This window comes from Thermomonas beijingensis, assembly GCF_020034655.1.
Lineage (GTDB): Bacteria > Pseudomonadota > Gammaproteobacteria > Xanthomonadales > Xanthomonadaceae > Thermomonas > Thermomonas beijingensis.
The window spans coordinates 305,170-325,792 of the sequence record NZ_JAIQDJ010000002.1 but is presented as its reverse complement, the minus strand read 5'-3'; the positions used below and the strand labels follow the sequence as shown (position 1 = coordinate 325,792).

At 63.5% G+C, this 20,623-nt stretch carries 20 protein-coding genes; 12 read left to right on the top strand and 8 right to left on the bottom strand.

What is annotated here, in order from left to right; translation table 11 throughout:
* Positions 1 to 30 precede the first annotated feature (30 nt).
* Positions 31 to 513, bottom strand: coding sequence for an FKBP-type peptidyl-prolyl cis-trans isomerase (locus K7B09_RS07310; protein ID WP_223628368.1), 483 nt, complete (start codon positions 511 to 513; stop codon positions 31 to 33).
* Positions 514 to 576: 63 nt separating this feature from the next.
* Here K7B09_RS07310 and K7B09_RS07305 point away from each other — a divergent pair, with 63 nt between their 5' ends.
* Positions 577 to 1,143 carry a C40 family peptidase gene (locus tag K7B09_RS07305; RefSeq protein ID WP_223628365.1) on the top strand — a complete coding sequence of 189 codons (567 nt, stop codon included), beginning with the start codon at positions 577 to 579 and terminating at the stop codon, positions 1,141 to 1,143.
* 158 nt (positions 1,144 to 1,301) lie between these two features.
* Positions 1,302 to 1,967, top strand: coding sequence for a C40 family peptidase (locus K7B09_RS07300; protein WP_223628363.1), 666 nt, complete (start codon positions 1,302 to 1,304; stop codon positions 1,965 to 1,967).
* A gap of 71 nt (positions 1,968 to 2,038) precedes the next feature.
* On the opposite strand, the gene K7B09_RS07295 is transcribed toward K7B09_RS07300, so the two are convergent.
* Both K7B09_RS07295 and ssb read right to left on the bottom strand, forming a co-directional pair.
* Positions 2,039 to 2,530 (bottom strand): acyl-CoA thioesterase, encoded by a 492-nt coding sequence (locus K7B09_RS07295; protein ID WP_223628361.1) that lies wholly within the window; start codon positions 2,528 to 2,530, stop codon positions 2,039 to 2,041.
* Between the two features lie 12 nt (positions 2,531 to 2,542).
* Entirely contained in the window at positions 2,543 to 3,091 is a 549-nt protein-coding gene (gene ssb / locus K7B09_RS07290) for a single-stranded DNA-binding protein (RefSeq protein WP_223628359.1), read from the bottom strand.
* A 148-nt stretch (positions 3,092 to 3,239) separates the two neighbouring features.
* Here ssb and K7B09_RS07285 point away from each other — a divergent pair, with 148 nt between their 5' ends.
* A complete protein-coding gene (locus K7B09_RS07285) occupies positions 3,240 to 4,232 on the top strand; it encodes a polyprenyl synthetase family protein (protein ID WP_223628357.1) in 993 nt (330 codons plus the stop codon).
* A 6-nt stretch (positions 4,233 to 4,238) separates the two neighbouring features.
* Here K7B09_RS07285 and K7B09_RS07280 read toward each other — a convergent pair whose 3' ends face one another.
* The 4 genes from K7B09_RS07280 to K7B09_RS07265 form a co-directional block, all read right to left on the bottom strand.
* The gene (locus tag K7B09_RS07280; RefSeq protein ID WP_223628355.1) at positions 4,239 to 5,021 is read right to left on the bottom strand and encodes a dienelactone hydrolase family protein; all 783 of its coding nucleotides are present in this window, start codon (positions 5,019 to 5,021) and stop codon (positions 4,239 to 4,241) included.
* 65 nt (positions 5,022 to 5,086) lie between these two features.
* Entirely contained in the window at positions 5,087 to 6,484 is a 1,398-nt protein-coding gene (murD, locus tag K7B09_RS07275) for a UDP-N-acetylmuramoyl-L-alanine--D-glutamate ligase (RefSeq protein ID WP_223628769.1), read from the bottom strand.
* Between the two features lie 4 nt (positions 6,485 to 6,488).
* Complete coding sequence (murL, locus tag K7B09_RS07270) at positions 6,489 to 7,865, bottom strand: UDP-N-acetyl-alpha-D-muramoyl-L-alanyl-L-glutamate epimerase (protein ID WP_223628353.1); 1,377 nt, start codon at positions 7,863 to 7,865, stop codon at positions 6,489 to 6,491.
* Between the two features lie 19 nt (positions 7,866 to 7,884).
* Positions 7,885 to 10,500 carry a bifunctional aspartate kinase/diaminopimelate decarboxylase gene (locus tag K7B09_RS07265; RefSeq protein ID WP_223628350.1) on the bottom strand — a complete coding sequence of 872 codons (2,616 nt, stop codon included), beginning with the start codon at positions 10,498 to 10,500 and terminating at the stop codon, positions 7,885 to 7,887.
* 91 nt (positions 10,501 to 10,591) lie between these two features.
* Here K7B09_RS07265 and K7B09_RS07260 point away from each other — a divergent pair, with 91 nt between their 5' ends.
* On the top strand, positions 10,592 to 11,473 hold the full coding sequence (locus K7B09_RS07260) for a PhzF family phenazine biosynthesis protein (protein ID WP_223628348.1): 882 nt from the start codon (positions 10,592 to 10,594) through the stop codon (positions 11,471 to 11,473).
* 67 nt (positions 11,474 to 11,540) lie between these two features.
* On the opposite strand, the gene K7B09_RS07255 is transcribed toward K7B09_RS07260, so the two are convergent.
* Entirely contained in the window at positions 11,541 to 13,184 is a 1,644-nt protein-coding gene (locus tag K7B09_RS07255; protein WP_223628345.1) for a serine hydrolase, read from the bottom strand.
* Positions 13,185 to 13,324: 140 nt separating this feature from the next.
* Here K7B09_RS07255 and K7B09_RS07250 point away from each other — a divergent pair, with 140 nt between their 5' ends.
* The 8 genes from K7B09_RS07250 (at position 13,325) to K7B09_RS07215 (ending at position 20,618) form a co-directional block, all read left to right on the top strand.
* Positions 13,325 to 14,266, top strand: a complete 942-nt coding sequence (locus K7B09_RS07250; protein WP_374349027.1) for a DMT family transporter — start codon at positions 13,325 to 13,327, stop codon at positions 14,264 to 14,266.
* A 52-nt stretch (positions 14,267 to 14,318) separates the two neighbouring features.
* Positions 14,319 to 15,908, top strand: coding sequence for an ExeA family protein (locus K7B09_RS07245; protein ID WP_223628341.1), 1,590 nt, complete (start codon positions 14,319 to 14,321; stop codon positions 15,906 to 15,908).
* A gap of 4 nt (positions 15,909 to 15,912) precedes the next feature.
* Positions 15,913 to 16,605 (top strand): general secretion pathway protein GspB, encoded by a 693-nt coding sequence (locus K7B09_RS07240; RefSeq protein ID WP_223628338.1) that lies wholly within the window; start codon positions 15,913 to 15,915, stop codon positions 16,603 to 16,605.
* Positions 16,602 to 16,841, top strand: coding sequence for an RNA-binding S4 domain-containing protein (locus K7B09_RS07235; protein WP_223628336.1), 240 nt, complete (start codon positions 16,602 to 16,604; stop codon positions 16,839 to 16,841). Before K7B09_RS07240 ends, K7B09_RS07235 begins: the two co-directional genes overlap by 4 nt.
* Before the next feature lie 83 nt (positions 16,842 to 16,924).
* Positions 16,925 to 17,443 carry a sigma-70 family RNA polymerase sigma factor gene (locus tag K7B09_RS07230; RefSeq protein ID WP_223628334.1) on the top strand — a complete coding sequence of 173 codons (519 nt, stop codon included), beginning with the start codon at positions 16,925 to 16,927 and terminating at the stop codon, positions 17,441 to 17,443.
* Positions 17,444 to 17,457: 14 nt separating this feature from the next.
* Positions 17,458 to 18,126 (top strand): serine/threonine protein kinase, encoded by a 669-nt coding sequence (locus K7B09_RS07225; protein WP_223628332.1) that lies wholly within the window; start codon positions 17,458 to 17,460, stop codon positions 18,124 to 18,126.
* Between the two features lie 135 nt (positions 18,127 to 18,261).
* On the top strand, positions 18,262 to 18,813 hold the full coding sequence (locus K7B09_RS07220; protein ID WP_223628329.1) for a LemA family protein: 552 nt from the start codon (positions 18,262 to 18,264) through the stop codon (positions 18,811 to 18,813).
* Positions 18,810 to 20,618 (top strand): DUF2207 domain-containing protein, encoded by a 1,809-nt coding sequence (locus K7B09_RS07215; RefSeq protein WP_223628325.1) that lies wholly within the window; start codon positions 18,810 to 18,812, stop codon positions 20,616 to 20,618. The genes K7B09_RS07220 and K7B09_RS07215 overlap by 4 nt, the downstream gene beginning before the upstream one ends.
* The last annotated feature ends 5 nt before the right edge of the window (positions 20,619 to 20,623 follow it).

Here is a 20,623-nt window from a genome sequence, read left to right as displayed (position 1 = left end):
ACGACGGAAAGCGGAGACGTGCGGCCGTCATTAATGCTGGTGACCACCCTCGCCGTGCACATGACCGTGCGCCAATTCTTCTTCGCTGGCCTCGCGTACGTCGATGATGTCGATGTCGAAGGTCAGATCCTTGCCCGCCATCGGATGATTCAGATCCACGTCCACCACGCTCATGCCGACCTTTTCGATGGTCACTGCACGCGGCCCGAAATTGGTTTGCAGCACCACTTGCATGCCCGGTACCAGTTTTTGATTGCCAAAATGCTTTTTGGGGATGCGCTGGCCAAGCCCTTCACGGCGCTCACCATAGGCCTCGGCAGCGGTCACGTCCGCCTTGAACGATTCGCCGGCTTCACGGCCTGCCATCGCCTTTTCAAGCCCCGGGATGATGTGGCCGCGACCAAACAGAATGGCCAAGGGTTCACCGGCATCCTTCGAAGTTTCCAGCGCCTCCTGTCCAGTTTCGGCAACGGCATAGTGGAAACGGACGACACGGTCTTGTTCGATCTTCATGGGGGCCTTCATGCTTGCGGTTGGGCGCTTGCCACCGCGAAACGATGCGGCAACACTGCGCAAATGATGAAACCAGCCGACTGTCAGCAGCGACCGGACGCCTATTATCGGTGTAATGGCCTGCCTTCGCCATCACCGGTACTGGTCATTGCGATTGTGAGCGTGCTGCTGACGGCCTGCGGTGGCAGCCCGTTGCGGCCCAATAGACCGCCGCCCAATGCACCACGCACAGATGCCCGCCCAGTGGATCCGGCCAAGGCCAACGCCGTGCTGATGCGTGCCATTAGCCTGGTGGGAATTCCGTATCGCTATGGCGGCAATACGCCTGAAGGTGGCTTTGATTGCAGCGGACTGGTGGGCTATGTGTTCCGTGACATGTTGGATCTGCGTCTGCCACGCACCACGCGTGAACTGGCCAAGCTGCAAGGGCCAAAGATTGATCCGGCGCGATTGGCCAGCGGCGATCTGGTGTTTTTTGGTGATGCAGGCACGGTCAGCCATGTGGGGATCTATGTGGGTGATGGTCGCTTTGTGCATGCTCCCAGCAGCGGCGGCACGGTACGGCTGGATCGGCTCGATGGCCGCTGGTGGCAGACGCATTACAGCGGCGCGCGACGCCTGCTGTTTTGAAATGCCTGAGGTTCGGTGTGATTTTTTCCACAGATTCACGAATATGAACGGGTAAATTCAGTGTTTTACCCATTCATATTCGCCCGCCTAACGTTTTTTTGACCCTTTCGCCGGCCATCCCGGGCATAGTCGCCGCTGCTTTGCAATGTGATGACCGCGTGAAGACAGCCCAACTGCCCGACGGCCGTGCCGAAATTCACCCCAATCGTGGGTTTCGTCTACTCATTGCCGGCCTGCTGCTTGCCGCCAGTGTTCCGGCATTCGCCATGAACCCGATCACGGCAAAAGCAGATCCCACTGCAGCGACCACCACAGGCGCATCTGTCCAATCGGCCTTGCTGCCAGCGACAACCGCCATTGCGACCCCGGATGTCGCCACAGCCGCCAGCATCCAAGACAACACCGCGAAGACACCGAACACCGCAGCCAGCATCAGCACCGTCAGCCGCGCGCGTACCGCCATCCAGAATGCATTCGCACTGCTGGGTACGCCTTACCGCTGGGGCGGCAACAGCCCCGATGGTGGCTTTGATTGCAGCGGCTTGGTCGGCTATGTATTCCGCACGATCGGGATTGATCTGCCGCGGGTGTCCCGCTCGATGGCCGACCAAGGCACCAAGGTGGCCAGCCGTGACGCACTTGCCGAAGGTGATCTGGTGTTCTTTGGCCGCCGGGGCCATGTGGATCACGTGGGCATCTATATCGGCAACGGCCAGTTCCTGCATGCACCACGCACCGGCCGCGACGTCACCGTTTCCAGCCTGACCACCGGCTACTGGGCACAAAAGTACCTGGAAGCCCGCCGCTTGGCCACAGGCAGCTAATTCGGGGTACCCCGCCAGATAACGCCGCCGCAAGGCGGCGTTTGCATTTGGGCTTGATCGCTGGCTCAGGCCTACTCTGCCGCCGGGTGATAGCGAGCAATCGTGGATTCGATGCCTTTGCTCAGCTCCATCACCTTCAGTGCGTACTCGGACAGACGTACATCCTCATCGCTGTCCGGCGTCCAGCCGGGCACGGCGACCGGCTTGCCCGCGTCGTCCACGGCCACGAACACGATCACGCAATGCGTGCAGAGCCGCGCCTGTACTGCATCCGCACGGGGGTCGCGGGCGCGCACATCCACCGCGAAATGCATGGAGGTGGTGCCGGTATGGATCAGGGTGGCCTCCACACTGACCAAGTCCCCAATCCGGATCGGGGCGACAAAGCGAATGCCGCCCACCGCCACCGTCACGCTATAGCGGCCACTCCAACCCACCGCTGCGGCATAGCCACACTGGTCGATCCAACGCATCACCTGCCCGCCGTGTACCTTGCCGCCGAAATTGACATCCGACGGTTCGGCCAGGAAGCACTGCGTCAACTGGCGCTGGGAGCCACTCATGTGGGTGTTTGATCAGAACGGAATGTCATCGTCAAACGGCACGCTGCTGTCAAAATCCTGCACCTTCGCCGCGGGTGCCGGCTCGCGCCGTTGTGCCGGGGCACTGCGCTGTGGGCGCTCACCACCATAGCTGCCGCCGCTACCGCCGTCACGCGAATAACCGCCCTCACCACCGCTACGCTGCTGCGAATAGCCGCCACCTTCGCTGCCACCACGCTGGCCGCCGCCTTCGCCGCCGCCGATCATCTGCATTTCATCGGCAATGATGTCGGTGGTGTAGTGCTTCACACCGTCCTTCTCGTAGCTGCCGTATTCCAAGCGGCCTTCGATATAGACCTGACGGCCCTTTTTCAGGTACTCGCCGGCGATCTCGCCCAGCTTGCCGAACAGCTTGACCCGGTGCCACTCGGTCTTTTCCTGCTGGTTGCCGTCGCGATCCTTGCGCACATGGGTGGTGGCCACGCTGAGCGTGGTGATGGCCATGCCGCCCTGGGTGTACTTCACATCCGGATCATTGCCCAGATTGCCGACCAAGATGACTTTATTGACGCCGCGTGCCATGGGATTCCTCGATGTAATACCGTCCAATCCGGACGATGCCATTGAAGTATAACGGCCCTGTCGCCGGCTATACGGTGGATTCCGCATCCGGGGGTCGGGAAACCCCGCACCGCCTATAATTGCGATTGCCCATTGTCGAACTTGCCCCATGACTCCATGCCGCAGCGAACCACCTGGTCTTCCTGCCATCCAAGCGCTGGCCGCCGCCGATATGGCTGCGGTGGATGCGCTGATCCGCCGTCGGCTGGCCTCGGACGTGGTGCTGATCAACCAGGTGGCCGAATACATCATCGGGGCCGGCGGCAAGCGCCTGCGGCCAATGCTGTTGCTGCTGGCGGCCGGTGCCCTGGGTCATCGCGGCGCGGATGCGCACCAGCTGGCGGCGGTGGTGGAGTTCATCCACACCTCAACCCTGCTGCACGACGATGTGGTGGACGAATCCGACCTGCGGCGCGGGCGCAAGACCGCCAATGCGGTGTGGGGCAACGCGGCATCGGTGCTGGTGGGCGACTTTCTGTATTCGCGCAGCTTCCAGTTGATGGTGGAGCTGGAATCCATGGCGGTGCAGCAAATTCTAGCCAACACCACCAACATGATCGCCGAAGGTGAAGTGCTGCAATTGCTGCATGTGCGCAACCCGGACACCGACGAGTCCGCGTATCTGCGCGTGATTGAACGCAAGACCGCCATTCTGTTTGCGGCGGCCACCCGGCTTGGCGCGCTGCTGGCCGGCGCCGATACCACCACCCAGGATGCACTGCACACCTATGGCCTGAATCTGGGCTATGCCTTCCAGATTGCCGATGATGTACTGGACTATGCGTCTGACGCGGCCACCTTGGGCAAGAACCTCGGTGATGATTTGGCCGAAGGCAAGATGACCCTGCCGCTGATTCATGCGATGGCGCAATCGGATGCCGGTACCCGCGATACGCTCCGCCACATCGTCGCGCATGGCGATCTGGATGGGCTACCCGCCGCACAAGCCGCTATCACTGCCTGTGACAGCCTGGACTACAGCCGGCGCTGCGCACTGGCGTATGCCGAAACCGCCAATGCGGCGCTGCGCGGCTTGCCCGATAACGATTACACCGCCGCACTACGCGGACTCGCGCATTACGCGGTCAATCGCGATCACTGACTCGGGTCACTCGCGCAGCGCAAATCGCCCAGCGAAAAAGCCATGCATCATGGCGTAGGCGCGACGTGCGGCACGCGGATCGTACTTGCAGCCGGGTTTGTTGGCGGTTTCCAGCGCGAAGCAGTGCACCGCACCACCGAAGTTGACGAACTGCCAATCCGCGCCCGCGCTGTCCATTTCATCTTCGAACGGCACGATCGCCGCTTTCTGGCTTTGATCTGCGGCTCCATTCAACACCAGAATGGGTGTCTTGATGGCGCCCGGCGACGCCGGGAGTTCGGTGTGCAGCCCGCCGTGGAAGGTCACGATGCCGGCCAGCTTCACGCCGCTGCGCGCCAATTCAAGTACGGATGAGCCGCCAAAGCAGAAGCCGAACGCCCCGATCCGCGTGGCATCCAGCGGCACCGCCGAAGCTTGCGCCTTGAACGCATCCAGCGCTGCCTGCATGCGCGCGCGCATCAGCATCGGCTTTGGATACAGCACCTGCACCTGCGCCAGCGCCTGCTTGTCGTCGGCCGGGCGCACGCCCTTGCCATACATGTCCACCACGAACACCACATAGTCGCTACCAGCTTGCTGCCTGGCCTTGTCCAGCGCAGCAGGTGTCACGCCATACCAGTCCGGCACCATCAGCAAGCCGGGGCGCTTGGCGGCACTGGCATCGTCATAGACCACGTAACCACTGAAGTGATCGTGGCCAGCACTCCATTCGACAGGCCGGGTTTTCATGGCAGCCACCGCAGGCAAGGACAACAGGGCCAATCCAATGGCCATCAACAGACGGGTCATGGCAAATCCGAGGGCGTAAAGCGCCAACAGTAGCGCGCCCGGGTTCAGTATGCGTGAATCCGGCCTCAGCCAATCCCCATCCCCGCAATACTGCTGATGATGTCCGGGTCAAAGCCGGCCAATTCGGCAAAATGGCGGCCGCGGGCCACATAGTTTTTATACGCCCCAAAGCTGGGCGCGCCGGGCGACAGCAAGATCACGCCACCCTCGGGCAAGGCCTCGCGGGCTTTGGTCATCGCATCGGCAAGATCATTGGCCGCACGCAGTGCAAAGCCGGCTTGCGTGGCCAACGGCGCCAGCAGGGCATGGATCCGCGGGCCGTTCTGGCCCATGGTGATGATGGCGTTGGGCGCATGCACGCGCATGGCATCGGCAAATTCATCCCACGGCAGGCCGCGATCATGGCCGCCCACCAGCACCGCTACCGGGCGATCTGCATATACGTCCAACGCCGCCTGGGTGGCCATCGGCGTGGTACTGATGGAATCGTTGACGTACAGATAACCGCCGTGTTTCCCCAATGCTTGCAGGCGGTTGGGCAACGGCTGAAAGCTGGCCGCATGTGGCGCCAAGGCCACGGCATCCAGACCGTAGGCTTCCAGCGCAGTGAGCACGGCGCACAGGTTGCTGCGGTTGTGGCGGCCCGGTAGCGGCAGCGTGGCGGTCGCCATCACGAAGGCATCGCCGCGATACAGCGCGTCCTCGCGCAGGTGCCAACCGGCGGCATTGCCGTACCAGCGAATATCGCAGCCGGGCAATGCCAGTTGCGCCAGCAGCGGGTCGGCCGCGTTAAGCACGGCGATGCGTGGCTGGGCCGCTGTCACCAGTGCCAATTTATCTTCGATGTAGCGCGCCTGGCTGCCGTGCCAGTCCAGATGTTCGGGGTGCAAATTGGTGACGATGGCAATCCGCGGGTGTGCGCCAGATGCCGCCACATCGCGGGTTTGGTAGCTGGACAGTTCAATCGCCCAGATATCGGCATGTGCGTTCAACAGCGAGAGCAATGGCACGCCGATATTGCCGGCCAAGGCCGTGCGCAACCCCGCAGCGCGCAGCAGGTGCGCCAGCAGCGAGGATGTGGTGCTCTTGCCCTTGGTGCCCGTCACACAGATCGCGTTGGCAACTTCGCCATTGGTATCGGCATGCTCGGCAAACCACAACGCGGTGCCACCCAGCAAACGCGTGCCGTGTTGCGCAGCGAAGAGTGCTTCGGGTGTGTACGCACTGATGCCCGGCGATTTCACCACCACCTCAAATGCCGCCAAACACTCGCCGCTGGCCTCAAGCTCAATTGCCAGCAACGCATCGTTCAAGGCCGCCGCCTCGCAGGCTTCGGCCGCGCTGCAGAACAACGTCAACGGCAGACTGGGCAAGCGTGTGCGCAAGGCACGATAGGCGGCATGGCCTTCATGCCCCCAACCCCATAACGCCACCCGCCGGCCGGCAAGGTCGGCGATGCGCAGATACTCAGGCAGCGAAACGGACACGCAGACGCTCCCACAACGCGGCGGGGATACGGTGTTCGTTGCTCAATGCCAAGAGTGGCTCGATCACCCATTCGCCAGCATCCAACTGCGGTGCAATCTGATTGGCAAAGCGTTTGACCAGCACGTCTTCACGCCATTCCGCGCGCTGCGCCAAGGTGGCCATCGCCGCACGCGATTCGCGGCCTTCGCCCACGCATTCAAACGGCTTGTGGTCGCCATATTCCAACAGCGCGTCATAGCCCGCCTGTTGCGCGGCATCGTCCAGCAGGTTGCGCCCCACGATACCCACCAAGCGCAGCTTGGGCAGGAACGGGGCCAATGCCAGAAACACGAAATGGCACTTCGGGCAGACCCCGCACCAGCGGCTGGTGGGGCGTTCACCCAGGATATGGAAGTTGCGATTGCAGCTGGAAAAATGCGCGTCATAGCGGTCGGTCTTGGCAAACTGCCGCGCCACCGCCAGCTCGCTGAGTGGGCGCAGCAAGGAGTAGTACTGCAAATCCGCGGCCACATGCGTTTGCAAGTAGTCGCCAAATGCCGATTCAAATGCCCAGCCCTTTGACCACTGGTGGTTGACCTCGCCGGTGACCGTGCCGTCGGCGGACACGATCATCGAGCCGTAGCTGGCCGAACGTTCGTTGGAAAACACCACCTGATCCACACCCGACACCACCGCCGCGAACGCCAAGATGGCCGAGTTCACTGCGGTGACGGGGATATGCCCGTTCCACGCGCCCTGCCGATTGAAGTCGAACAATTGCGGCGCAAGCTGGCGGCCGATATTGAGCGTAGGCAGGCCGGTGTGCGCGGCGCAGGCGGCGATCAGCTGCGAACCGCCGATCCAGGTGACGGTCTGTTCCACGCCCTCGGCACGCAGCGCCTCGATGCTGACCAGCGAGTCCTTGCCACCGCCAATGGCCACCAATGCGTGCGTACGCAGGCCCAGTGTGGGCGCGGCGGCAGCATTCGATGCCGCAACCGGAAACCGGATCTTGCCACGCAACTCCAAACCATTGCGGTAGGCGAACTCGCCCAAGCCGTTGTGATAGATCTCTTCCAACAGTGCAGCGGTTTCGGCATCGATGCTGTAGTCATCAATGCGAATCCCGGAAGGCACCGCTGCCTTGTAATAACTCACCCCGGCGATGAGATGCAGCAGGCGCAGCGCACGCTGGGCGGCGGCCTCGCGCTGTGCATCCAGCGCAAATGGCGCGCCCGGAAGGGTCACGGTTTCGGTCAGCTCGGGGCCGTCATCGAAGGCATACACCAACTGCGCCACGCCGGTCTGCGTATCAAACGCGCAACGCATGAAGCGGAAGCAGCCAATGGTGTCGCGATTGAAAATCCAGTCGGTCATGGTCTCGTTTCTTGCCATCTCAAGCGCTGGGCAGAATCGATTCTGCCGGCAGCGAACGTAGATTGTAGGTGCTTGCCATGCTGAACCCGTAGGCCCCGGCATCGGCAATCACCATCACATCACCGGCGGCGGTAGCCTGCGGCAGCTTGACCCGTTGGCCGAACACATCGCTGGATTCGCAAATCGGGCCGACCACATCGAAGTCCTGCACGATCGCATCATTCCAACGCGACAGGTTGCCGATGTCGTGCCAGGCGTCATACAGCGCGGGCCGGATCAGGGTATGCATGCCAGCGTCCAGGCCCACCCGCAGCACGCCGTCTTTTTCCACCACCTGATTGGCATGGGTCAGCAGCACACCGGCCTCGGCCACCAGGAAGCGGCCCGGCTCGATCGCCAGTTGGAACGCCGGGTGCACGGCTTTGATGGCGGCCAACCCGTTTGCCCATGTCTGCAGATCAAAGGGCTCGTCGTCTTCGGTGTACGGGATTGGCAAACCGCCACCCAAATCCAAAATTTCCACACTGCCGATGCGGCGCGCAAAGCCGGCCAGCTCGTCCACCACTTCCTGCCAGTGGCCCACGGTTTCAATACCGCTGCCCAGATGCGCATGCACGCCGGTGATGCGCACATCCAAGGTGCGTGCAAGACCGACCAACTCGTCCACGCGCTGCGCCGACAACCCGAATTTGGACTGCTTGCCGCCGGTGTTGACCTTTTCGTGATGACCATCGCCATGCCCAAGGTCAATGCGCAGCCACAGCTTGCGGCCACGGAACACCTCTGGCCATTGCTGCAGCAGCTCCACATTGTCGATGGTGACGTTGACCCCACGCGCCAGCGCGGCGGCGTATTCGCCAATCGGCGCGAAACTGGGGGTGAACAACACGCGCTCGGGTGCCAATGTGGGCACGGCTGCGAACACGCGATCCAGCTCGCCCTGCGACACGCATTCCAGCCCGAAACCTTCGTCCACCAGCGTGCGCAAAATTTGCGGGTGCGCGTTGGCCTTGATCGCATAGAAATGCCGATCCAGCGCCGCAATGGCTTTCAGCTGGCGCGCCCGCTCTCGCACGGTGGGCAAGTGATAGGCATAGCGCGGCGTGCCTTGCTGGGCACAGGCCAGCAGCGCCGCCTGCGCGCCGGCGGCTTCCCACCAGCGCGCTGGGCGCGGCCGGAAGCTGCCTTCAATCTCGCGCCAACGCGGGCCGAACACGGCCGCTTCATGCACCGGCATCGCGCCGGAATCAATCAGGGCCGCGTGCAACTTCGGCAACATGCCATCGGCGGCCGATTCATCGACCACAAAGGTCAGATTGAGGTCGTTGGACGATTGCGAAATCAGGTGCACGCGCTCGCGCCCGAACATCGCCCACACATCCTGCAATTTATGCAGCAGCGAACGCATGCCGCGCCCGACCAAGGTGATCGCCGCGCACGGAACAATAATCTTGACCCGGCAGATGCCGGCAAGGTCGGCCGACAGCGCCGCCAACACGTCGCCATTGACCAGATTCTCGGATGGATCCAGCGACACCGTCACATTGGTTTCGGCCGAACCAATCATGTCTACCGACAAGCCATGTTGCTTGAACAGCGCGAACACATCGGCGAGGAAGCCGACCTGTTGCCACATGCTGATGCCTTCCATCGACACCAGCACGATGCCATTGCGGCGGCTGATCGCCTTCACTCCCGGCACCGGCTCGGCATCACCGTCGATGCTGGTGCCCGGCAACTGCGGGCGCTCGGTATCCAAAATCGCCATCGGCACGCCGCTGTTGCGGCAGGGGCGGATCGCGCGCGGGTGCAGCACTTTCGCGCCGGTGGTGGCGATTTCCTGCGCCTCGTAATAATCCAGGCGCGTCAGCAGGCGCGCATCCGGCACTTCACGCGGGTTGGCGCTGAACATGCCGGGCACGTCGGTCCAGATTTCAACTCGCTGGGCACCCAGCAACGCACCGAAATAGGCCGCCGACGTATCCGAACCGCCACGCCCCAAAATCGCGGTGCGCCCATCCTGGTGCCGGGCGATGAAGCCCTGCGTGATCAGCAAGCGCGTGGGCTGCTGCGCAAAGCGTTGGCGGAAATCACCCTCGGCCTGTGCCTGGCAATTGACGGATAGCCGCTGCGACCATGCGCTTTGATTGGGCTGTGGCGGCAGCGCGGCCAACCAGTGGCGGGCATCCATCCATCCGATGTCCAAGCCCTGCGCATGCAAGTACGCCGCGCCAAGGGCGGAAGACAGTAGCTCGCCCTGCCCCAGTACTTCGGCCTGCCAATCCAGCGGACGGGTGGCGGCACGCGGGTCGGTCAGCAAGCCATGCAGGGCGGCCAGACGTGCACCCAGCACGGCATCGGCATCGAGTTCGAGTTCGGCCAGAAATTCGCGATGGCGCACCTCCAACTTGGCCACGCGCTGTGCGCTATCAACCGCGCCATCGGCAATCGCGGTCAGCTCATTGGTGACGCCCGACAGTGCCGACACCACCACCAGCACCCGCGCATCGTTGTCCTTGGCACGGCCAGCGGCGAGCTTGCCGATGTTGTCCCAACGCGCCCGTTTCGAGACCGATGTGCCACCAAACTTGAGGACAAGCCAGCGATCTGTGGAGACGGGGGATGTCGACGACATGGCATCTGAATGGGTTGCGGAAGGGGATGTCGCGAAAGCTGCGACGTCAGGCATTCTAGCGGCCCTACACGCTTGGATGATGCATCGCAACATGACACGTCGTTATATGCAACTGGATGTTTTCGCCTCGCGCCCCGGAGCTGGCAATCCGCTTGCCGTGGTGCTGGATGCGGAGGGACTGGGCGATGCCGCGATGCAGGCCATCGCCCGCTGGACACGGCTACCGGAAACCACCTTCGTGTTCCCATCCACCTCGCCCGATGCCACCCACCGCATTCGCATCTTCAGCCCGCGCCGGGAAGTGCCGTTTGCCGGCCATCCCAGCGTCGGCACCGCCTACGCATTGCTGGATGCAGGGCTGGTGACGCCGCGCAACGGCCTGCTGGTGCAGGAAGGCATCGCCGGCCTGCTGCCACTGCGCGTGCGCGGCGAGGGCACGGCGCGCACGGTGGCCGTGCGCACACCACGTGCGTGCGCGCAGGACATCGCCGCGCCCGACGATGCGCGCTTGGCCGCCGCACTGGCCGGGCTGGACCTGGGCGCCCTGCCGCCGGTGCTGATGGACGGTGGTCGCCGCTGGTGGCTGGTGGAACTCGCCAGCGAAGCGCACCTGCGCAGCGCCACCCCGAACTGGGATGCCATCGCCGCGCTGGCCGAGGCCACCGACAGCATGGGCCTGTTCGTGTATGCGCGCAGCCGTGATCCGGTTTATTACTTTGCCGTGCGCGCCTTCGTCGGCGCACCTGCGCGCTTCGAGGACGCCGCCTCCGGCGCGGCCAACGCCACCCTTGCGGCGTGGCTGGCCGAACGCGGCGCCCTGCCGGGCAACGACGGCTTCTACCGCGTGAGCCAGGGCCGCGAAGTGGGCTTCGACGCCATCATCGAGCTCACCGTCGATACCGACGGCGAGGTGTGGTCGGGTGGCCGCGCGGTGCCGGTGGTGGCCGGCACGCTGGATTGGCCCGACGTCTGATGCCGGCCCGGCCCGCCCCGTTGTCGCGTGGAGCCGGCGGGGCGCGCCACGCACACCCGGCACGTCGTCACCGGGCCGCCACCGGCACCAGCCGCAAGTCCTGGAAGTCGAAGCTGAAATCGGTCAGCGGCGACACCGGCTCCATCCGCATTTCCCGAATCTTGCCGTCGGCGTCCAAGGTGAAATTGACGAAGGCATCGGCATTCAGGCCGCGATCGCGCCAACGCACGATGAAGCTGTCGTGCTGCCAGTGTTCGATGTCGCCCAGCAGCTCGGCGGTCTTGCTGAACTGCATCTCCAGGCCCTTCGCGCCCTGGCGGATCACGACATCGCCGTACCACGGGTCGCGGTAGGTGCCGGCGTACTTGGCCAGCGGCAGCGACGGCTTGCTGTCGGCGTCGCGGGCGGCGACGTGCTTCTGCCAGTCGGCGTCGGCGTTGCCCTGCGATTTCTCGAAGGCGATGCCGTAGCCCTTCAGCCACTCGTGGCCGCCGTTGCCCAGCATCATGTCCAGCGCTTCGTAGGTGATTGCGTTGAAAGCCACGCCCACTTCGGCGCTGGTCAACACGATCACACCCATCTTCTTGTCCGGCACCAAGGTCAAGCGCGAGACCTGACCCGGCCAACCGCCGGTATGCCACACCAGCCGGTTGCCGCTGTAATCGGACAACTGCCAGCCTTGCCCATAGCCGGAAAAATTGGGCGTGGCCGCAACCAACTCCGGGATTGCGGCAGGGCGCACCGGGATCGGCGTCAGCACCGTCCACATTTCACGCTGGCGCTGCTCGGAGAACAGGCGCTTGGCCGTCTCGCCACTGCCCGCATACACGCCGCCATACAGCTGCGCGTTCATCCACTTGGTGAGGTCATGCACGCTGGAATAAATGCCGCCCGCACCCGACACATTGCGCCATGTTGTCACGCCCACCGGGCGCAGGTCCTTGAAATCGAACTTGGCGTTGCCCACCGCCACGTTGTCGGAAGGCTTCAGATCATCGCTGTTGAAACGCGTCTCGGTCATGCCCAGCGGTTGCCAGATGCGGCTTTGCAGGAACTGCTTGTAGGGCATGCCCGAGGCTTGCTCGACCACCAGACTGGCCACCCCGAACAGGATGTTGTCGTAGGCATATTGCTCGCGGAAACCGCCAGTCAGCGGCACATCTTTCAGGCGCTCGGCCACTTCGCGGCTGGAATACGTGGTGGTGGGCCAATACAGCAAATCCCCTGCCCCCAAGCTCAGACCGCTGCGGTGCGCCAGCAGGTCGCGGATGCGCATCTCACGCGTGACGTAGGCATCGCTCATGCGGAACCACGGCAGGTGGTCGATGACGCGGTCGGTGGTTTTCAGTTTGCCGTCGTCCTGCAGCATGTTCAGCGAGGCAGCGGTGAATGCCTTGGTGTTGGACGCGATGGCAAACATCGTGTGCGCATCCACCTTGGCCGGCTTGCCCAACTCGCGCACGCCGTAGCCGCGCTCCATCACCACCTGCCCGTCCTTGACGATGGCCACCGCCACGCCGGGCACGTCGAAGCGCTTTTGCACATCCGCGACGAACGCATCAAAGCGCGCCAGCCGCGCCGCATCGGGCAGTTGCGTGGCCAGTGGCGCTGCCGTGTCATCCACCCGAATCGGTGGCGCTTGCTGCGCCAGCACCGGGCTGGCGGCACCCAGCGCCAACAGCAAAGCCAAAGCAAGTGGGGCGATCCGCATGGCAACGCGTCCTATCCATCGAAAGCGCGAAGTATGCCGCAGCCGCCCAGCCATGGGATGCGCCATCGGTCATGCCGGGATGTTGGAAACTATGGAATCGTGCTGCCGTGGATAATGGGACGATGTCCGCCCTCAACACCCTGCCCAACACCACCCGCGCCCTCTGGCAAATCCATTTTTGTGTCCTGCTATGGGGCTTCACCGCGATTCTGGGCAAGCTCATCACCCTGCCGGCGCTACCGCTGGTGTGGTGGCGGATGCTGATTGTGGTGGCCACGCTGGCGCTGCTACCCAAGGTCTGGCGCGGGTTGGCCGCGATGCCGGCACGCACGCGCTGGGCATATGCCGGGATTGGCGTGCTGGTGGCGCTGCACTGGCTGACGTTTTATGGCGCGATCAAGCTGGCCAATGCCTCGGTCGCCGCAACTTGCATTGCATTTGCCACGCCGATCACCGCACTGCTGGAACCGCTGTTTACCCGCCAACGCTTCCGCCCGGGTGATTTATTGCTGGGCGTGGTGTCGCTGCCCGGCATTTGGTTGGTGGTCGGCGGGGTCCCCGCGGACATGCACGCGGGGATCGTGGCCGGGGTGGTGTCGGCGCTGTTTGTGGCGATGTTCAGCAGCCTCAACAAGCGCATGGTGGATGCCGGCGATCCGCTGACCGTCACGGCATTGGAATTGGGCGCAGGCACGCTCACCTTGAGCCTGCTGGCCCCGCTGATGCCGACGCTGGTCCCCGCATTTGCCGGGCCTCTGCTGGTAGTGCCTACGGGCATGGATGTGCTCTGGCTGTTGCTGCTGGCGCTGGCCTGCACCTTGCTGCCGTTTGCACTGTGCCTGGTGGCGCTGCGCCATTTATCCGCATTCACCGCGCAGCTATCGGTGAACCTGGAGCCGGTGTACGCGATCGTGCTGGCCGCGATTTTGTTTGGCGAGCAGCAGCAGTTATCGGCCAAATTTTATCTTGGCGTGGCCATCATCCTGGGCGTGGTGTTTGCACAAGGCTTGCTGGCTGCCCGGCGCAAACCTGTTCACACCGAGCAGGTGGGCGTGAGCGAAGCCCACCACATTGCCGATTAGAACTCGGCAGTGAGGCAAGACAGAACACGCCAAGACATGGCACGCTAGGCCCATGTATCTGCGCTATTACGGCCTGACCGAGCCGCCGTTTTCGATCACCCCCGACCCGCGCTTCGTGCATCTGAGCGAGCGCCACCGGGATGCCTTGGCGCATCTGCTCTTTGGCATCGACAAAGGCGGTGGCGGCGGATTTGTGCAACTCACCGGCGAAGTGGGCACCGGCAAAACCACGCTCAGCCGACTGCTGCTGGAACAACTGCCCGAGCACGCGCGCATCGCGCTGGTACTGAACCCCAAGCAAAACGCCATCGAGCTGCTGGAAACGATTTGCGAAGAATTGCGCATCGACATCACCGGCAAGCGCGGCAGCGCCAAGGGCTTGATCGACGCGCTCAATGCGTTCTTACTTGCGGCCTATGCGCAAGGCCTGCGCGTGGTGGTGTTGATTGACGAGGCTCAAAACCTGCCGGCCGACACGCTGGAGCAAGTGCGGCTGCTCACCAATCTGGAAACCGACACCCAAAAGCTGCTGCAAATCCTGCTGCTGGGCCAGCCCGAATTGCGCAGCTTGCTGGGCAAACCCGAACTGCGCCAACTGGCGCAGCGCATCACCGCGCGCTACCACTTGGCCCCGCTGGATGCGAAAGAAACCGATGCCTACTTGCGTCATCGTTGGCGCGTGGCCGGTGGCACCCGCTTTCCATTAGATGGCAAAGCAGTGGCACGCCTGCACGCACGCTCCGGCGGCGTGCCACGTTTGCTCAATGTGATTGCCGAACGCGCGCTACTGGCCGGGTATGCGCGCGATGCCGCCGGCATTGATGCCAAGCTCATCGACCTTGCCGCCGATGAAGTGCTGCCACCCGTGATGCAATCGCACCATTGGCGCTGGCTGGCGATTGTCGCAGCTGTTGCGGCCATGGCTACATTGGGGTTTGCCGTCGTGCAGTGGCGCAGTGCGCCGGCATCCGCAGCACCCTCCGCCATCGCATCGGCAACCACCGGCAACCCGCGCACGCAAAAAACGCAGAGCCTCGATGCCGATCAATTCAGCAGACGCATCGCCGCAACCGGGGCATCGCCGCTGCCGGCATGGCAAGCACTGCTGGCGCAGTGGTCACTGCCATCCAATGCCATCACCGTGGATCCGGCCGGTCCATGCCAGCGGCTGCAAGACCAGGTGCACTGCGTCCAAGGCCGTAGCCGGCTGGACACGCTGCTGGCGGTCGATCGCCCGATCCTGCTGCGTCTGCATGCCAGCAATACCCGTGCCTGGGCACTGCTACTCGGCGCCGATGCGCGCAGTGTGCGATTGGAGCTTGGCGGCCAGCGGTTCGATGTGGATCGGCAGGTATTGCAAGCCCAATGGGATGGCAGCTATGCCGGGCTGTGGCGCGGCCCGGCGGTGCTGGATACCCCCCCGACTACGGGTAGCGTGGGCCCGGCCGTGAACTGGCTGTGGCTGCGCTTGTTGCCGCAATCGGCCAGTGCTGATGCCGCCTATGACACCACTCTGCGCGATGCCGTGCGCAATTTCCAAAATGCCCGCGGCCTGCCGACGGACGGCGTGGCCGGTCCGTTGACCCTGATGGCGCTGGCCAATGGCCTGCCCGGCCCGCGCCTGTTGCGCGCACTGGATTGAACCGATGTCCCTGATTCTGGAAGCCCTGCGTAAATCCGAAGCCGAACGCCGCCGCGACAGCACGCCCGACGTTGCCCTGGAGCTGCCCCCTCCCGCCCCCCGCGCCAGCCGCGGCATGCCCACCTGGCTATGGCCGGTACTGCTCTGCACGGCGGCATTGCTGGCACTGGGCGTGTGGTTGGGCACCCGGATGGCCGTGCGTGACCAAACCGCTGCGGCCACGCCATCCGTCGCCACACGTTCGCCGCCAACTCCAGAAGCGCCAGCGGCATCTGCCCTCCCTACCATGAGTCAGCCCACTGCGCCCGTGCGCGCTCCGGCCCCGGTCCCGGCCGCACCCACACTGGCACCCGCAACAACGCCTGCGGCATCCATGGCCCGCCCCGACGCGTCCATCCTGCCGCCACCGCCACCGGTGGCCACGGTACCCTCGCCTGCACCTGCCCCACCAGCACCCGCCCACACCGCACGGCCGGTTGCCAGCAATGACGCCCCCGATATCGGAGACACCAGCTTGCCGGCGGTCAAATTGAGCATGCATATGTGGGATGCCGACCCGGCGCGGCGCTTTGTCATTCTGGACGGTCAACGCATGGGCGAAGGCGATCGCAGCGGCGCACTCAGTGTCATTGCGATTGAACGCAATGGCGTCGTGATCGAACGCAACGGCCAACGCGCACGGATCCCATTGCCATGAATCAGCACAAGCAAGCACTCCACTTCGCACTGGATGCCGGTCGCGAATTCATCGAACTCAACCAATTATTGAAACTGGTCGGCCTGTGCGACTCGGGCGGTGCCGGCAAGCAGTTGGTAGCCAGCGGCGCGGTGCGTGTCGATGGCGTGGTGGAACTGCGCAAGACCGCCAAAATCCGCGCCGGGCAGCGGGTGCAAGCAGGTGCTGTCGAGATCCGGGTGACGGCCGAAGGCTGACATTGTCTTGGTGCCGGGTGTGAGAATGCCCGCCCTGGTACGAATCATGGTTCGACACGCGCCCTCACCGCGCCAGGAGCACCATGCACACCATTGCCTCCAACCCCCAGGATGACCCACGCAAGGCCTTCGGCACGCTGTTGCAGCAACACCGCGGCATCGTGTTCAAAGTCGCCAACAGCTATGCGTGGCAAGCCGACGATCGCGACGACCTGGCGCAGGAAATCGCCACCCAGTTGTGGCACGCATGGCCACGCTACGACCCCGCGCGCAGCTTCAGCACATGGATGTATCGGGTGGCTTTGAACGTGGCGATCAGCCATGTGCGCGAACACAGCATGCGCCTGCGCCACGACGCCGTGCCACTGGATGCCGAGCTGCACGAGATTACCGGCACCGATACCAGCGACCACGAGCACCGGCATCACCTTTTGCTGCTGCAACGCTTCATCCAGCAGCAAGCCCCGCTCGATCGCGCCTTGTTGCTGCTGTATCTGGACGAACGACCACAGCGCGAGATCGCCGACATTCTGGGCATCAGCGAAAGCAATGTCTCCACCAAGATCGGACGCCTCAAGCAGCGCATCCAGCAAACCCTCTGACTGCAATCACCCACATGGACACGATCATGGAACTCGACGACTTCAAATCCGCTTGGCAGAGCCTCGACCGCCGCCTGGAACTGGACAACCGGCTCAAGCTGCACGCCTTGCATGAGCGCAGCACCCACAAGGCCCGCCGCGCACTGCGCCCACTGGCCTGGGGACAGATCGCACAGATCCTGTTTGCACTGCCATTCATCGCACTTGCCGCCCTGCTGTGGATGAGCCATCCCGTGCATCTCGCCACGATTGTCGCCGGCGTGCTGGTGCATGCCTATGGCGTGCTGACCATCACCTGTGCCGGTGTGGTGCTGGGCCAGCTGGGCAAGGTGGACTACGGCAAACCGGTGCTCGATATCCAAAAGCAACTCCTGCGTGCCCGCAGCCTGTATATCCGCAGCGGCATGCTGGCCGGCCTGCCATGGTGGTTCTTGTGGGTTCCGCTGCTGCAAGTGCTGGCCGGGTTGGGGCATGTGGACTTGCTGGCCAAAGCACCCTCGCTGGTGGTCAGTGGCTACGCTATCGGCATCGTGGGCTTGCTGGCAACGGGCTGGTTCCACCGCTGGGCACGCCGCCCGGAACGGGCCGAATTGGGCCGCAAGATCGATGACAGCCTGACCGGCGGCAGTCTGCGCAAGGCGCTGGCACAGCTTGAAGATCTGCGGCAGTTCGAACGCGATTAATTGCGGAACCCTGCCCTGGGGTCGGAATGAAAATCCGGACAAGGTCTTGGCGTTTTGACTGCGCGATTGGCCCGGACTGCCGCGCTGACCTGCAATCTGCGTTTACCATGCTTGAACGCAACCGGGAACGCGGCAATGGCAATAGTGGTTGTCTTGATGTGTGCCGTGCCGGCACTGTGGGTGATGCTCACGTTCAACCGGCTGGTACGGCTGCGCAACCAATCGCGCACCGCTTGGGCCGATATCGACGTGCAACTCCAGCGCCGGCACGATCTGGTGCCGCGCTTGGTCGAAGTCGTGAAGGGCTATGCCGCCCACGAACGCGCAACGCTTGCCGCGGTGACTGAGCTGCGTGCACAAGCACAATCGGCGCATGGCGCAGCCGTACAAGGGCAGGCCGAAGACGCGCTATCGCAAGCGCTGGGTCGCTTGATCGCACTTCGCGAAGCCTATCCGGAGTTGAAGGCCAACCGGAATTTCGCGCAGCTGTCGGCGGCACTGGTGGAGGTGGAAGACCATCTGCAATATGCGCGTCGCTTCTACAACGGCGCGGTACGCGACTTCAATGACGGCATCCAGCGTTTTCCGGCCATGCTGATTGCCGGCGTGTTCGGTTTTCGCAGCGCAGAGTTTTTTCAAACCGAGAACGGTAGCCAGCAGGCGCCAAACGTGGAGCTGGGCCGATGAATCATCCATTCGCACGACGCTTGCTATGCCTTGCGGCGCTGCTGACGTTTCCAGCGCTGGCGCAGACCACGCCAGCTCAGGATGCCCACTCGCCCGCAAGCGCACCCCGCAGCGAGGACGTTGTGGCGCAAATCAATCCCAGCAGCGGCAGCGAACGCATCCTGTCGTATGCCATCGACGTCACCGCGCATGCAAACAACACGCTGGATGTCACCGAAACCATTCGCGTGGTGGCGCAGGGCGTCCAGATTCGGCGCGGTCTGTATCGCGATTTTCCGACTCGCTACAAGGACCGCTACGGCAACAACGTGGTGGTCGGGTTCGACGTCACCGGCCTCAAGCGCGACGCTCAAGCGGAGCCGTGGTTTACCGAATCCATGTCCAACGGCATTCGGGTGAATTTTGGCAACGATGATTTCCTGAAAGTACCCGCGACTTACACATACACCCTGCGCTATCGCACCAATCGCCAGGTCGGTTTTTTCAGCGATCACGATGAGCTGTACTGGAATGCCATCGGTACCGGCTGGGATTTCCCCATCGAGCACGCCAGCGTCAGCGTGCATCTGCCACAGCCGGTGCCAGTGGCCGATATGCAGGCCGAAGGCTATACCGGCGCGCAAGGCAGCAAGGGGCAAGGCTATGCCGCCTCCATTCCCGAGCCCGGCGTGGCGCGCTGGATACTGACGCAACCCCTGATGCCGCACGAAGGGGTGACGATAGTGCTGCGCTTTCCCAAGGGCATCATTGCCAAGCCTTCCACCGGGCAATACGTGCGCTGGTTCCTGCATGACAACCGAGCCATCCTGCTCGGGCTCGGCACGTTTCTGCTGATGTTCTGCTACTTGCTGCTGAGTTGGTTGCGCGTCGGCCGCGACCCCGACCCGGGCATCATCATCGCCCGCTACACCCCCCCGGCCGGCTATCCGCCTTCAGCGCTGCGCTTCATCCGCAAGATGGCACCCGATGACGCTGGCTTTACCGCGGATCTGGTGGACATGGCGATCAAGGGACTGATCCACATCTCCTGCGAACCCAAGCTGCTTGGCAGCAAAGAGTGGACGCTGCAACGCACCGAGCTGCAGCCCGGTGAAGACTTGCCGAAGCTGCAGCGCGAGTTGCTCCAGTCGCTGTTTGCATCCTCCAGGACACTGGCAGCGACACCCGCCAATCGCGAAAAATGGATGGCTGCCAAACTCGCCTTGTTCAAATCGCTGAATGCTGCCTACAACGGTCGCATGTTCAAGCGCAACGGCGGCCCCTCGGGCTGGGCGTTTCTGATTGGCCTTGCCGGCATGATCGCGGCATTCGTGATCGCCAACGGTGCCGGCACCGTTGTTCTGATTGTGACCTGTGGCGCAATGTTCATGATGCTGGTCTGGTTTGGAATCCTGCTCGCCGCACCTACCCCGGAAGGCCGCAAGCTGCTGGATGAAGTCGATGGCCTGAAGCGCTACCTCAGCGTGGCCGAGCGTGACGATCTGGCGCGCATGCAGGCACCCTCGCTGGACTCCGATCAATTCCAGGCACTCCTGCCCTATGCCATCGCACTCGACGTGGAAGACGCGTGGACAAAAAAATTCACCGCCGCCGTGGGCGCAGCCGCCGCACAGCAGGCCACTGCGCAGATGGGCTGGTATAGCGGTAGCGCATTTTCCAGCATGAACCAGTTCACCAGCGGGCTCAGCGGCAGTTTCAGTGCGTCGATTGCCTCGGCATCCACCCCCCCTGGAAGCAGCTCAGGCGGCGGCGGTGGTGGTTCTTCCGGCGGTGGCGGCGGCGGCGGTGGTGGCGGCGGGCGCTGAGTCGA